This window comes from Amycolatopsis sp. NPDC043889 (assembly GCF_056435645.1).
The window spans coordinates 14,910-28,338 of the sequence record NZ_JBWKEC010000045.1 but is presented as its reverse complement, the minus strand read 5'-3'; the positions used below and the strand labels follow the sequence as shown (position 1 = coordinate 28,338).

Annotated in this window: 10 protein-coding genes; 6 read left to right on the top strand and 4 right to left on the bottom strand. The window is 66.8% G+C overall.

Features of this window, described 5'->3' with window-relative positions:
- Positions 1–2: 2 nt before the first annotated feature.
- Entirely contained in the window at positions 3–746 is a 744-nt protein-coding gene (locus AC0685_RS40635) for a FadR/GntR family transcriptional regulator (protein WP_340684343.1), read from the bottom strand.
- Between the two features lie 163 nt (positions 747–909).
- On the opposite strand from AC0685_RS40635, the gene AC0685_RS40630 reads away from it, so the two are divergent.
- The 5 genes from AC0685_RS40630 to AC0685_RS40610 all read left to right on the top strand — a co-directional run bounded on the left by AC0685_RS40630 (position 910) and on the right by AC0685_RS40610 (position 6,455).
- Positions 910–2,331, top strand: coding sequence for a gamma-aminobutyraldehyde dehydrogenase (locus AC0685_RS40630; protein ID WP_478230367.1), 1,422 nt, complete (start codon positions 910–912; stop codon positions 2,329–2,331).
- 20 nt (positions 2,332–2,351) lie between these two features.
- Positions 2,352–3,446 (top strand): ABC transporter ATP-binding protein, encoded by a 1,095-nt coding sequence (locus AC0685_RS40625; protein ID WP_478230379.1) that lies wholly within the window; start codon positions 2,352–2,354, stop codon positions 3,444–3,446.
- Between the two features lie 28 nt (positions 3,447–3,474).
- Positions 3,475–4,680, top strand: a complete 1,206-nt coding sequence (locus AC0685_RS40620; protein ID WP_478230366.1) for an ABC transporter substrate-binding protein — start codon at positions 3,475–3,477, stop codon at positions 4,678–4,680.
- Between the two features lie 74 nt (positions 4,681–4,754).
- Positions 4,755–5,639: an ABC transporter permease gene (locus AC0685_RS40615; protein ID WP_478230365.1), complete on the top strand. Its 885-nt coding sequence runs from the start codon at positions 4,755–4,757 to the stop codon at positions 5,637–5,639.
- Positions 5,640–5,648: 9 nt separating this feature from the next.
- Positions 5,649–6,455 (top strand): ABC transporter permease, encoded by an 807-nt coding sequence (locus tag AC0685_RS40610; protein WP_478230364.1) that lies wholly within the window; start codon positions 5,649–5,651, stop codon positions 6,453–6,455.
- A 4-nt stretch (positions 6,456–6,459) separates the two neighbouring features.
- On the opposite strand, the gene pip is transcribed toward AC0685_RS40610, so the two are convergent.
- The 3 genes from pip to panB all read right to left on the bottom strand — a co-directional run bounded on the left by pip (position 6,460) and on the right by panB (position 9,761).
- Positions 6,460–7,413, bottom strand: coding sequence for a prolyl aminopeptidase (gene pip, locus AC0685_RS40605; RefSeq protein WP_478230363.1), 954 nt, complete (start codon positions 7,411–7,413; stop codon positions 6,460–6,462).
- Between the two features lie 89 nt (positions 7,414–7,502).
- Positions 7,503–8,477: a right-handed parallel beta-helix repeat-containing protein gene (locus AC0685_RS40600; protein ID WP_478230362.1), complete on the bottom strand. Its 975-nt coding sequence runs from the start codon at positions 8,475–8,477 to the stop codon at positions 7,503–7,505.
- Positions 8,478–8,885: 408 nt separating this feature from the next.
- Positions 8,886–9,761 carry a 3-methyl-2-oxobutanoate hydroxymethyltransferase gene (panB, locus tag AC0685_RS40595; protein WP_478230361.1) on the bottom strand — a complete coding sequence of 292 codons (876 nt, stop codon included), beginning with the start codon at positions 9,759–9,761 and terminating at the stop codon, positions 8,886–8,888.
- A 243-nt stretch (positions 9,762–10,004) separates the two neighbouring features.
- On the opposite strand from panB, the gene lysX reads away from it, so the two are divergent.
- Positions 10,005–13,322, top strand: a complete 3,318-nt coding sequence (lysX, locus tag AC0685_RS40590; protein WP_478230360.1) for a bifunctional lysylphosphatidylglycerol synthetase/lysine--tRNA ligase LysX — start codon at positions 10,005–10,007, stop codon at positions 13,320–13,322.
- Positions 13,323–13,429: the final 107 nt, after the last annotated feature.

Below are 13,429 nucleotides of genomic sequence, written 5' to 3'. Positions count from 1 at the left end.
GCTTAAGGGGCCAGAAGGTCTAAATGCACGTCCGCCAGCCGGTCTATCGCTTCGAGGATGTGCTCCTCGGTGAGCTTTCTGGCCAGCTCGCCGTCTCCCTGCGCGATGGCGGCGGCGATCGCGCGGTGTTCGGCGTAGGCGTTCTCGCGGGTGCCGTGCGGCTCGAGCGGCAGCCACAACAATCCCCCGCGTTCGCTCTGCAACTGCACTTCTTCCCTGGTCAGCCGTGGCGATTGGGCGGCGGCGGCGACTTCGAGATGGAACTGGCGCTCGGCGCGCGACGCTTCCGCGCCGGTGGCCGTGCGGATGTCCTCGGTCGCAAGTTCGAGCCGCTCGATGTCTTCGGGCGAACTCCGCTCGGCGGCGAGTTTGGCCGCGGCGCCCGCGATGGCGAGGTAGTGATCGCCGACGTCGCGAAGCTCGGACAGCGAGACCGTGCGAAGGCGCTCTCGCCACGAAGCGGCCGAAGGGTTGACAGGAGTCTTCACGAAGCTTCCGCCGCCTCGGCCGCGTCGCGTCTCGACAAGGCCCTGCTGTCGCAAGGCCACGAGCGCTTCGCGAACCGTCACGGTGGAGACGCCGAACTGGGCGGCCAGCTCGGCTTCGCTCGGCAGCTGTTCCGAATCGGCCAGCAGCCCGAGCGTGATGGCGTCGACCAGCCGCGCGGTGACCGCTTCCGCCCGGCCGATCTGGTCGAGCGGCGCGAACATCGCTGATCGCGCGCTGTGCGACATCCCCTTACGCATGGTGGCCCTTCGCCCGTACCGCTACCCGATGGAAGCAATCTTGCCCCACCGTCTTGTCATTTAACATCTGGACTTATATGTTTTAGCTCCCTCGCCCCCCAAAAGGGAGCAAGGGACCTTTGCTATCGCCTCACGCCCCCAGGCCCAGTAGCCAGGAGCTCTCGTGCAGCAGTTGAAGCACTTCATCGGCGGTGAGTACACCGGATCCGCGTCGGGCCAGGTCGCCGACGTCGTCGATCCCGTCACCGGCCGCCCGTATCGCACCGCCGCCGTCGCCGGCCCCGAAGACGTCGACCGCGCGCTCAAGGTCGCGGCCGCCGCTTTCGAAACCTGGCGCGAGACCACACCCGCACAGCGCCAGCTCGCGCTGCTGAAGATCGCGGACGCCGTCGAAGCACGCGCGGAAGAGATCGTGCTCGTCGAATCGGCGAACACCGGCAAGCCGATCGCGCTCACCGCGGCCGAAGAACTGCCGATGATCGTCGACCAGTTGCGGTTCTTCGCGGGGGCCGCGCGTGTCCTCGAAGGACGGTCGGCGGGCGAGTACATGGAAGGGCATACCTCTTTCGTCCGCCGAGAACCGATCGGCGTGTGCGCGCAGGTTACGCCGTGGAACTATCCGCTCCTCATGGCGGTCTGGAAGATCGCCCCCGCGCTCGCCGCCGGGAACACCGTCGTGCTCAAACCGGCCGACACGACGCCTGCGTCGACCCTGCTCTTCGCCGAGATCTGCGCCGAATTCCTGCCGTCCGGCGTGCTCAACGTGATCTGCGGCGACCGCGACACCGGGCGCGCGCTCGTCGAGCACGAGATCCCCGCGATGGTGTCCATCACCGGCTCCGTGCGGGCAGGGATCGAGGTCGCCGCTTCGGCCGCGAAGGACGTGAAGCGCGTACACCTCGAGCTCGGCGGTAAAGCGCCCGTAGTGGTCTTCGCCGACGCCGACATCGAAGCGGCCGCTGAAGGCATCGCCGCGGCCGGGTACTTCAACGCGGGCCAGGACTGCACCGCGGCGACGCGGGTCCTGGTCGCCGACGAAGTCCACGACACCTTCGTCGCGGCTCTCACCAGGCAAGCGCAGGCGACCACCACCGGCAAGCCCGACGACAGGTCGGTCAGCTACGGACCGCTCAACAACGCCGCCCAGCTCGACCGGGTCGCCGGCTTCGTCGACCGGCTGCCCGAGCACGCGATAGTCCACTGTGGAGGTAAGCGGCATGGGGACGAGGGTTACTTCTACGAGCCGACGGTGATCTCCGGGGTCCGTCAGGACGACGAGATCAGCCAGACGGAGATCTTCGGTCCGGTCATCACCGTGCAGCGCTTCGAGACCGAAACCGAAGCGTTGGCCGCGGCCAACGGCGTCGAGTACGCGCTCGCGTCGTCGGTGTGGACCACCGACCACCAGCGGGCGATGCGGTTGGCCGGGAAGCTCGACTTCGGCTGCGTGTGGATCAACACGCATATCCCGCTGGTCGCCGAAATGCCGCACGGCGGCTTCAAGAAGTCCGGCTACGGCAAGGACCTCTCGCTCTACGGCCTCGAGGACTACACCCGCGTCAAGCACGTGATGAGCGCGCTGTGACGACCACCGAAAGGCACGCCATGCCTCATCAAGCGCCCACCTCCGCCAAGGGGGAGCAAGGGACCTTTGCTATCACTTCCGCAGGTGGAGGCGCGATTCCGGCCATCCGGCTGCGCGGGCTGCGCAAGGAGTTCGGCCAGGTCCACGCGGTCGACGGCGTCGACCTCGACATCTCGCCCGGCGAGTTCTTCTCGATGCTCGGCCCGTCCGGCTCAGGCAAGACGACCGTGCTCCGCATGATCGCCGGCTTCGAGCTCCCGACCGCGGGCACGATCGAACTGCACGGCCGCGACGTCAGCCGTCTCGCGCCCTTCGACCGTGACGTCAACACCGTCTTCCAGGACTACGCGCTCTTCCCGCACATGACCGTGCAGCAGAACGTCGAGTACGGCCTCCGGGTGAAGCGCGTCCCCCGCGCGGAGCGACGTCAGCGCGCGAAGGAGGCTCTCGAGACCGTCCGTCTCGGCGAGTTCGGCGAGCGCAAACCCGACCAGCTCTCCGGCGGCCAGCGTCAGCGCGTCGCGCTCGCCAGGGCACTGGTCAACCGGCCGAAGGTGCTCCTGCTCGACGAACCACTCGGCGCCCTCGACCTGAAACTGCGCCACACCATGCAGACCGAGCTGAAACAGATCCAGCGCGACGTCGGCATCACCTTCATCTTCGTCACCCACGACCAGGACGAGGCGTTGACGATGAGCGACCGCATCGCGGTGTTCAACGCCGGCCGCATCGAACAGGTCGGCTCACCGGTCGAGGTCTACGAACGGCCTGCGTCCGCGTTCGTCGCCGGCTTCGTCGGCACCTCGAACCTGCTCAGCGGCGGCGGCGCCGAGAACATCGTCGGCAAACCCGGTGTGTTCAGCATCCGCCCCGAGAAGATCCGCATCGACGCCGATCTCTCGAAATCCGCCGAGGTCGGCGAGACCAGCGCCACCGGCACCGTCACCGACACCGTCTACGCCGGCGCGACCGTGCGCTACGAGGTCACGCTCGACGCCGGAGGCCAGCTCTCCGTGGTCCGGCAGAACACCGCCGAACCCGCGGACTTCGAAGGCGGCCGGGTCCGCCTGAGCTGGCCGCACGAACACAGCTTCCGCGTCCCCGAAGCCGGTTAGTTCTCCCCCTGTACCGAAAGGTTGTTCAATGAAGAACAGGAAACTCGCGCTCGCCGGCCTGCTCGGCGCCGGCCTGCTCGTGGCCGCCTGCGGAACCTCCGGATCCAGTTCGACCGCCGCCGCGCCCGGCGGACAGGGCTTCATCCCGCCGAAGCTCGACGCGCTCGCGCAGCTCGGCCAGCCGGAAGGCCAGGTCAACGTGCTGGCCTGGCCCGGCTATGCGGAGAACGGTTCCAACGACCCGGCCGTCGACTGGGTCACCGGCTTCGAGAAGGAGACCGGCTGCAAGGTCAACGTCAAGGCGTTCGGCACCTCCGACGAGGCCGTGAGCCTGATGAAGACCGGACAATACGACGTCATCTCCGCCTCCGGTGACGCTTCGCTGCGGCTCATCGCGTCCGGAGACGTCGAACCGGTGAACACCGCGCTCGTGCCGAACTACGCAGACGTCTTCGACTTCCTCAAGAATCGCCCGTGGAACAGCGTCAACAACGTCTCCTACGGCGTGCCGCACGGCTGGGGCGCGAACCTGCTCACCTGGCGCACCGACAAGGTGACCCCGGCGCCGACATCGTGGTCCGTCATGTTCGACGCGAACAGCCCGTACAAGGGCAAGATCACCGCCTACGACTCGCCGATCTACATCGCCGACGCCGCGCTGTACCTGCAGACGCACAAACCCGAACTCGGCATCAAGAACCCGTACGCCTTGGACGACAAGCAGTTCCAGGCCGCGGTCGACCTGCTCAAGCAGCAGCGGCCGATGGTGGCGGAGTACTGGTCGGACTACCTGAAGGAAAGCCAGGCGCTCAAGAGCGGCGACGCCGTCGTCGGCACCGCCTGGCAGGTGACGGTGAACCTGACCAAGAGCGAGGGTGCGCCGGTCGAGTCCGTGCTGCCGTCCGAAGGCGCGACCGGCTGGTCGGACACCTGGATGGTGGGCGCGAAGTCGCCGCACAAGACTTGCTCCTACAAGTGGCTGAACCACATCGTCAGCCCGAAGGCGAACGCTCAGGTCGCCGAGTACTTCGGTGAATCGCCCTCGAACCCGAAGGCGTGTGCCGAAACCAAGAACAAGGCGCACTGCGAGACCTTCCACGCCGGTGACGCCGCGTACGCCTCGAAGATCCAGTACTGGACGACGCCGATCGCGCAGTGCCTCGACGGCCGCACCGACATCAAGTGCAAGGACTACGGCGAGTGGACCCGCGCCTGGACCGAAATCAAGGGCTGACCTCCCGAACCCCGGGAGCGGCCGGTGGGCCCCCCACGCCGGCCGCTCCCGGTCCCATTCCTAGGTGGAAAAAGATGACGACCACCCTCGATTCGCCGAGGCGGAAAGCCTCCGCCTTCCTGTACCGCAAACCCAGGCTGCGACTGGGAATTCTGCTCTCCGCGCCGATGCTGTGGCTCGGCCTCGCCTACCTCGGCGCACTGGCCGCGTTGTTCGTGACCGCGTTCTGGAGTACCGACGTCTTCACCGGCCAGGTCGTGACCGAGTGGTCGCTGAACAACTTCGTCACTCTCTTCAGTGACGCGGTGTACCGCACGATCACTTTCCGGACGGTCGGGATCGCCGCGCTCGTCACGGTGGTCACCGCGATCATCGCCTTCCCGATGGCGTTCTACATGGCCAAATTCGCCTCGCCGAGGGCGCGGCGGCTCCTGGTGATCGCCGTCATGACCCCGCTGTGGGCGAGCTACCTGGTGAAGGCCTACGCGTGGCGGACCATGTTGTCCGGCAACGGGGTCCTGCACTGGCTGCTGAACCCGTTCGGCCTCGACACCCCCGGTTACGGCGTTCTCGCGACCGTGATCACCCTGTCGTATCTCTGGCTGCCGTACATGATCCTGCCGATTTACGCGGGCCTGGAACGGCTGCCGAACTCGCTGGTGGACGCCTCGGGCGACCTCGGCGCCCGGCCGTTCAGGACGTTCCGCTCGGTGGTGCTGCCGGTGACCTTCCCGGCCGTCGTCGCCGGCTCGATCTTCACGTTCTCGTTGTCGCTGGGCGACTACATCGCGGTGAAGATCGTCGGCGGCACGTCGCAGATGCTCGGCAACGTCGTCTACGACAACATCGGCGCGGCCAACAACCTGCCGTTCGCGGCGACCGTCGCGACCGTACCCGTGGTGATCATGCTCGCCTACCTCGCCGCCGTGCGCCGCACGGGCGCGCTGGACAACCTGTAGGAGCGCGCGATGCGGCTTTCCCGGACGACCAAATACCTGCTGCTCGCGGCGCTGGTGCTCGGCCTGGCGGTGATCTACTTCCCGCTGCTGGTGGTCCTGCTCAATTCGTTCAACGCCGACACCACCTTCGGCTGGCCGCCGTCCAGTTTCACCCTCGAATGGTGGGGCCGGGCCGCGGAGAACGAAGGCGCGCTGAACGCGCTCGGCACGAGTGTCCAAGCAGGACTCGCCGCGACCGCGATCGCCTTGGTACTCGGCACGATGGCGGCCTTCGCGCTGCAGAAGTACCGCTTCTTCGGCCGTAACCAGGTGTCGCTGCTGATCATCCTGCCGATCGCGCTGCCCGGTATCGTCACCGGTATCGCGCTGAACAACGCCTTCCGCACCATTCTCGGCATCGATCTCGGCCTGTTCACCGCGATCGTCGCGCACGCGACGTTCTGCATCGTGGTGGTGTTCAACAACGTCGTCGCCCGCCTGCGGCGGATGGGCGGCAACCTCGAAGAGGCGTCGATGGACCTCGGCGCCGACGGGCTCACGACGTTCCGGCTGGTGACCTTCCCGATGCTGCGTTCGGCCCTGCTGGCCGGCGGCCTGCTGGCGTTCGCCCTGTCCTTCGACGAGATCATCGTCACGACGTTCACTCTCGGGACCGGGCTGGAGACGCTGCCGATCTGGATCCTGAACAACCTGTTCCGGCCGAACCAGGCGCCGATCGTCAACGTCGTGGCGGCGGTGCTGATCCTGGCCTCGACCGTGCCGGTGTATCTGGCGCAACGGCTGTCCGGCGACACGGCTTCGGGCGGCCGGTTGTAGTCGCTTAGCGAAAGGAATCCGTCGCGGCCCGGAGCGCCGCCAGCATCCCCGGATCCGTCACCGCGTGCCCGGCCGCCTCCACCAGTTCCAGCTTCGAGTCCGGCCAAGCCCGGTGTAGCTCGTAAGCCGTCACTGGAGGACACACCGCGTCGTAACGCCCCTGCACGATCACACCCGGAATCCCGGCAAGCTTCCCGGCTTCCCGGATCAGCTGTCCTTCCTCAAGCCACGCCCCATGGCAGAAGTAGTGCAGGGCCAGCCGGGCGAACGTGACCGCGAACTCCGGCGACGCGTACTGATTGCGGAAGGCCGGATCCGGGCGCAGGCAGACGATCGCGCCTTCCCAGGCGCTCCACGCGATGGCGGCGCGTTCCCGGATCGCCCGATCGTGGTGATAGACGAGCTCGCGGTACGCAGACAGCGGGTCGTCGCGGCGGTCTTCGGAGATCGGGGCGAGGAACGCTTCCCACTCGCGGGGGAAGAGATTCGCGGCGCCGCCGTTGTAGATCCAGTCGAGTTCACTGCGGCGGACGGTGAAGACGCCGCGCAGGATGATCTCGCTGACGCGGCTCGGGTGGGTTTCGGCGTAGGCGAGGGCGAGGGTCACGCCCCACGAGCCGCCGAAGAGCTGCCACTGGTCGAGATTCAGCCGTTCGCGCAGCTTTTCCATGTCCGAGACGAGGTGCCAGAGGGTGTTGACCGACAGGTCGACGTCCGGCGTGCCGATGTGCGGGGTGCTACGGCCGGCGCCGCGCTGGTCGAACAGGATGATCCGGTAGGCCTCGGGGTCGAAATGCCGCCGGGCCATCGGGGAGGTGCCGCTACCAGGGCCTCCGTGCAGGACGACCACGGGTTTGCCGTCCGGGTTCCCGGCTTCCTGGCAGTAGATCCGGTGCCCGTCGCCGACGTCGAGCATGCCCTCGGCGCGCACATGGATCGGCGGGTACAGGTCTTCCATAAGGACACTCTGCCCGAATCGGCGAGTGTGCGAAGGGTGGGGGCCCGCCCCCGCCGCCGGGCTGAGCGGGCCCCCGGTCTTCGGTCGCGTCAGCAGCCCGCCGTGGCGGCCACGTTCGCGAATCCCTTCCCGGCACCGGTCACCTTGTTGCTCGCGCAGACCTTGTTCCCGGTCGCCGCCTTCACGAGATAGAAGCCGTACGCGTAGGAGGACTGCACGTCCGCGGTGTTGCCGGAGAAGGTGTTGCCGCGGCCCCAGCCGTCGAGCTGGACATGGACCTCGAAGCCGCCGTAGGTCGCGTCGTGCACGAAGACCTTGCTGCCCCGGTTGTCCGCGATCACGTAATTGTTGCCCTTCATGTCCACCCAGCTGTCGGCGAAGTGCTCGCCGCTCTGCCCGGTCCCGTCGAAGACGTTGCCGCGCAGTTCGCCGCCGGTGGTGCCTTCCTTGATGTCGATCGACTCGGCCCGCACGTTCGGGCCGATCTTGTTGTTCAACGCCTTGTTGCGGTCGCTCCGGTCGGGCGTGCCGCCGGGCCAGTTGCCCTTCGCGGAACCGAAGTAGATGCCTTCGCCGTAGCCCGCGTACTCGCGGCCGGTGTCGGTCACCTCTGAGTTCTTCACGACGTTGTCGGTGCTCGTGTACTGGAAATGGATACCCTCGTGGCCGACGCCGGTGACCTTGATGCCGTCGACGACGGTGTTCTTGACGCCTGTCGCCATCAGGCCCTTCTGGCCACCGGTGAGGGTGAAGCCGGTCAGGTTCCAGTAGCTGCCCGTCAGCTCCAGCGTGCGCCCGGCCGAGGCCTTGATGACCGCGCTTCGCGGCCCCTTCAGGGTGATACGGCTGCTGGACGTGCCGCTCTTCGCCGCCTTGAAGTTGCCCGTGAAGGTCGTGTCTGCCGCGAGTTCGATGACGGTACCCGGAGTGACCGAAGCGAGCGCCGCCGTCAATTGCTCCGAAGTCCCTACGCGGACCGTCGCGGCCTGTGCCGGGTACGCCGCCAGCGTCGACAGCAGGGCGGCACCGGTCGCAATGGCCAGAACCCGCTCACGAACACGCATCCGTGGTCCTCCTCGTCGAGGTATCGAAGCTCGGTCGTGGCGGCGACGGGCTAGACGTTAAGCCTCTTTACGAACGTGCGTCAAGGACATGATTCAAGTTCATGTATGTGAACAACTAAAGGAGGGTCGGCCTGCGTGGCCCACCCGAAAAAAGAGCAAGGGACCTTTGCTACCGCCTTCCGGCGGACGGGGTGTGTGGAAATAGGGACGTTGAGCGTCCCTGTTTCCACACGCCCTGTACTCCGCGTAGTGGCGCTGACTGACTGTGTGGATTTTGGGGCGTTAGATGACCAGAAACCCACACAGCCAGCCGCGAGGAGAGCAAGGGACCTCTGCTATCGCCTTCCTCAACGTTGAGAGAAGTGATAGCAAAGGTCCCTTGATCTCTTTCTGCAGTTCAGAGGCGTGTTAGTCGTGGAATGAGTGCTCCGGAGCCGGGAACTCGCCTCGCCGGACGTCCTCCGCGAACGCCGACGCGGCTCCCGTCAGCACGCCGGCGAGGTCGGCATACTTCTTCACGAAGCGAGGGGTCTTGCCGCGTCGAAGCCCGGCCATGTCCTGCCAGACGAGCACCTGCGCGTCGCAGTCCGGCCCGGCGCCGATGCCGACGGTCGGGATCTTCAGTTCGTGTGTGATCCGCTTCGCCGCTTCGGCGGGCACCATCTCCATGACGACCGCGAAGGCGCCGGCTTCCTCCAGGGCGACTGCGTCGGCGAGCAGCGCTTCGGCCGCTTCGCCGCGTCCCTGGACTCGATAGCCGCCCAGATTGTGTTCACTCTGCGGAGTGAATCCGATATGTCCCATCACCGGGACACCGGCCGAAGTCAGTGCCTCGACATGCGGAGCGAATTTCCGTCCGCCTTCGAGTTTCACCGCGTGCGCGCGGCCTTCCTTCATGAACCGCACCGAGGTTTCCAGTGCCTGCTGCGGTGAGAGCTGATACGAGCCGAACGGCAGATCAGCCACGACCAGCGCCCGCTTCACCGATCGGGTCACCGCCCGGACCAACGGGAGCAGTTCGTCCACGGTCACCGGAAGCGAAGTGTCGTAGCCGAAGACGTTGTTCGCCGCTGAATCCCCGACGAGCAGCACGGGAATGCCCACTTCGTCGAACAGTGCGGCGGTGTACATGTCGTAGGCGGTGAGCATCGGCCAGGTTTCGCCGCGCTCTTTCATGTCACGAAGGTGATGTACACGGACCTTCTTCCCAGATGTGGCCTGGGGTGCCGCGCCGGTCCCGTACGGAGCCGCGAGCTCGCCGGAATCCTTTTCGGTGGCAGACATCCTTGTCGACCGTCCTTCCCTCGAGGCCTCGAAGAGGTCCCCGGGTCGTGGAGCTGAACAGGCCAAGCGTGACATGCCGATTTGACCGTCCCAAGGCCCTGCGACCAGCTTCACACAGCGCCGTCACACCCGCGAATGAGGAAATTCAGACCAGAGGATGATGATCGTTGACAACCACACGGGGTTGTGTGACGTCAAGTAAGTACAGCTGTCGATCTCCTGTGTGTACCGCGAAGGACCAGAATGGCAAACCCAGTGGGCCGAGTCACGCCGTGGAAGGCGAGGGCGGGCGGGATCGTCGCCACTCTCGTGCAACTCGCGGCCGTGTTCTCGGTGATCCTCCTGCTCGCCGGCGGTGTGAAGGGGCCGGTGCTCAGGACGGGTGACATCGCCTTCTCGGCCTTGAGCATCCCGACGAACGCGAGCCTCGTGATCGTCCTGCTGCTCGTCGTCCTCGGCGCCGCGCTCCGCCGCCGCAAACGCGCCGCGCTTTACACACTGCTGCTGTTCCAGGTCGGTGGACTGGCGGTGACGCTGGCGTTCCAGGCCGCGCTGCTGTGGTGGCCTGAGCTGCTGAAACTCGGTCCGTGGCAGGTTCGGCACATCCCGCACCAGGTGTGGGTGCTGGCCATCGCCGACCTGATCTCCCTCGGCATGATCGCGTTCCTCTGGATTCTGCGTCCGGCGTTCCCGGCCCGGCTCGCGCCCGGCGCGTGGCGCGACGGACTCACCGTCCTGTTCGGTGGCCTGGCCGCGGTCATTCTCGTCGGCTGGGGCTTGAGCGAAGCCTTTCCCGGTCGTCTCGCCGACACCTGGGCGCGCTTCGCCTGGGTCGTCAACCACACGACCGGTGAGAACATCCAGCTCCGCCGGGTCGGTATCGGTGAAGGACCGGCCTGGCTCGACCTCGTGCTCGATCTCAGCGCGACAGCCGTCGCGACGGCCGCGTTGTACACGCTCTTCCGCGGTGTACGTAGTCGTCGCTTGAGGACAGACGAGGAAGAACTGCGCGTACGTCGCCTTCTTGCCGAACACGGCGAAGACGACTCTTTGGGTTATTTCGCCACCAGGCGCGAGAAGAGCGTCGTCTTCTCGCTCAACGGCCGTGCCGCCGTGGCCTACCGCGTGCTCGCGGGCACCAGCGTCGCGAGCGCGGACCCCATCGGCGACCCCGACGCCTGGCCCGACGCCGTCCGCGCCTGGCTGAACGAAGCGCGCACCTACGGCTGGACTCCCGGCGTGCTCGGCGCGAGTGAACGCGGTGCGAAGGTCTACGCGGACGCGGGCCTGCGTGCGCTGGAAATCGGTGACGAAGCCGTCCTCGACGTCCGTGACTTCAGCCTCGCCGGGCCGGAACGACGCTCGGTCCGCCAAGCGGTCAAACGGATCGAACGGGCGGGATACACCACGAAAGTCCGGCGGCACAGCGAAATCCCGGCCGAGGAAATGGCCAAGCTCCTGCTGCACGCGCAGCAGTGGCGCGGGGCGGAAACCGAGCGCGGGTTCTCGATGGCGCTCGGCAGGCTCGGCGATCCGAGCGATGGTCGCAGCGTGATGGTGGAGGCGTACGACGCCAAGGGCGAACTTCGTGGCATGCTGTCGTTCGTGCCGTGGGGCCGTCGCGGCCTGTCCCTCGACCTGATGCGACGCGACCGCGACGCCGAAAACGGCCTCAACGAATTCATGGTCGCGGAGGTCGTCGCGGCGAGCTCACACCTTGGCGCACAACGGATTTCGCTGAACTTCGCGATGTTCCGCGCGGTCTTCTCCGAGGGTGAGCGGATCGGCGCGGGCCCGGTGCTGCGCGCATGGCGCGGTGTCCTCAGCATGGCGTCGCGCTTCTTCCAGTTGGAATCGCTCTACCGGTCCAACGCCAAGTACGGTCCCGACTGGGAGCCGCGTTTCCTGTGCTATTCCTCGGCTCGACGGCTGCCGAGGGTCGGCATCGTCGCAGGCGCGCTCGAAGGATTCGTCCCGACAGGACGGTCGGGGCGAGCGCTGAAACTGGAGACCGTCACCGACGAATTCGTCGCCGAGGTCCACAACATCGAAGCGAACGCCGCCACTCCCGCGCCGAAACAGGTGCGACGCCCCGACCAGGTCCGGGTGCGGATGGCGAAGCTGGATCGCTTGCGGGAAGCCGGGATCGACCCCTATCCGGTCGGTTTCGCCCGGGAGGACCTGCTCGGCGACGTCGTCTCGAAGTTCGGTGATCTGAGCCCGGACACCCAAACCGGTCATCGGGTCCGGGTCGCGGGCCGGGTGCTCGCGATGCGTAATCTCGGCGGGCTGTGTTTCGCCCGGGTCAAGGATTTCAGCGGTGAGATCCAGCTGATGCTCGATGCTTCCGTGCTCGATCCCGGGGGCTGGCGGCGAGGTGTCGACCTCGGCGACCACGTCGGTGTGAGCGGGCAGGTCGTGACGTCGCGGCGCGGTGAGCTTTCCGTGCTCGTCGACGAATGGACCGTCACAGCGAAGAGCCTGCATCCGTTGCCGGACAAGCGAAAGGGCCTCACCGACCCCGAGACGCGGGTGCGGCAGCGTTACCTGGACCTCGCGGTGAACCCGGATTCGACGGCGATGCTGCGAATGCGCTCGACCGTGGTGCGTGCCGTGCGGGAAAGGCTGCACCAGGGCGATTACCTCGAAGTCGAGACGCCGATGCTGCAGACGGTCCACGGCGGCGCCAACGCCCGCCCGTTCATCACGCATATCAACGCCTACGACATGCGGATGTACCTGCGGATCGCGCCCGAGCTGTACCTGAAGCGGCTGTGCGTGGCCGGCGTCGAGCGCGTTTTCGAACTGAACCGGAACTTCCGCAACGAAGGCGTCGACGCGACGCACAACCCCGAATTCACCATGCTGGAGGCGTACCAGGCGTACGCCGACTACAACACGATGCGGACGCTGACGCGGGAACTAGTGCAGTGCGCCGCGGAAGCCGCGTACGGCGCGCAGGTCGTTCGCCGTCCGGGGCCGGACGGGACGGTCGTCGAGTACGACATCTCCGGTGACTGGCCGGTGATCCCGGTGCACGAAGCCGTCTCGGCGGCGCTGGGAGAGAAGATCGACGCGAGCACCTCGGTCGCCGAACTGCAGCGGTTCTGCCGCGCGGCGGGAGTGCCGGTGAACGAGGAGGCCGGGCACGGCGACCTCGTGCTGAAGGCCCACGAGCACCTGGTCGAAGGCGCGACCGTGCTGCCGACGTTCTACACCGACTACCCGACCGACGTCTCGCCGCTGACCCGGCAACATCGCGTGGACCCGCGGCTGGCCGAGCGCTGGGACCTGATCGCGTTCGGCTCCGAGGTCGGCACGGCCTACACAGAGCTGACCGACCCGCTCGAACAGCGGCGGCGGCTGGAGGCCCAGTCGCTGCGCGCGGCGAGCGGGGACGTCGAGGCGATGGAGCTGGACGAGGACTTCCTGCTCGCGCTCGAACACGGCATGCCGCCGACCGGCGGGCTCGGCATCGGCGTCGACCGGCTGCTGATGATGCTGACCGGGGCGTCGATCAGGCAGACGGTGCTGTTCCCGTTCGTCCGGCCGCAGGGGTAGCGGGGGAGCAAGGGACCTTTGCTACCACTTCTCTCAACGTCGAGAGAAGTGGTAGCAGAGGTCCCTTGCTCTCTTCCGGGCCGAATCGCCGCAAGAAGCCGGTGCCG

What these genes read in the sequence shown, in the direction of transcription:
- AC0685_RS40635 (WP_340684343.1), bottom strand. Translation starts at nt 746, where the DNA reads ATGCGTAAGGGGATGTCGCACAGCGCGCGATCAGCGATGTTCGCGCCG.
- AC0685_RS40625 (WP_478230379.1), top strand. Translation starts at nt 2,352, where the DNA reads ATGCCTCATCAAGCGCCCACCTCCGCCAAGGGGGAGCAAGGGACCTTT.
- AC0685_RS40620 (WP_478230366.1), top strand. Translation starts at nt 3,475, where the DNA reads ATGAAGAACAGGAAACTCGCGCTCGCCGGCCTGCTCGGCGCCGGCCTG.
- AC0685_RS40615 (WP_478230365.1), top strand. Translation starts at nt 4,755, where the DNA reads ATGACGACCACCCTCGATTCGCCGAGGCGGAAAGCCTCCGCCTTCCTG.
- AC0685_RS40610 (WP_478230364.1), top strand. Translation starts at nt 5,649, where the DNA reads ATGCGGCTTTCCCGGACGACCAAATACCTGCTGCTCGCGGCGCTGGTG.
- pip (WP_478230363.1), bottom strand. Translation starts at nt 7,413, where the DNA reads ATGGAAGACCTGTACCCGCCGATCCATGTGCGCGCCGAGGGCATGCTC.
- AC0685_RS40600 (WP_478230362.1), bottom strand. Translation starts at nt 8,477, where the DNA reads ATGCGTGTTCGTGAGCGGGTTCTGGCCATTGCGACCGGTGCCGCCCTG.
- panB (WP_478230361.1), bottom strand. Translation starts at nt 9,761, where the DNA reads ATGTCTGCCACCGAAAAGGATTCCGGCGAGCTCGCGGCTCCGTACGGG.
- lysX (WP_478230360.1), top strand. Translation starts at nt 10,005, where the DNA reads ATGGCAAACCCAGTGGGCCGAGTCACGCCGTGGAAGGCGAGGGCGGGC.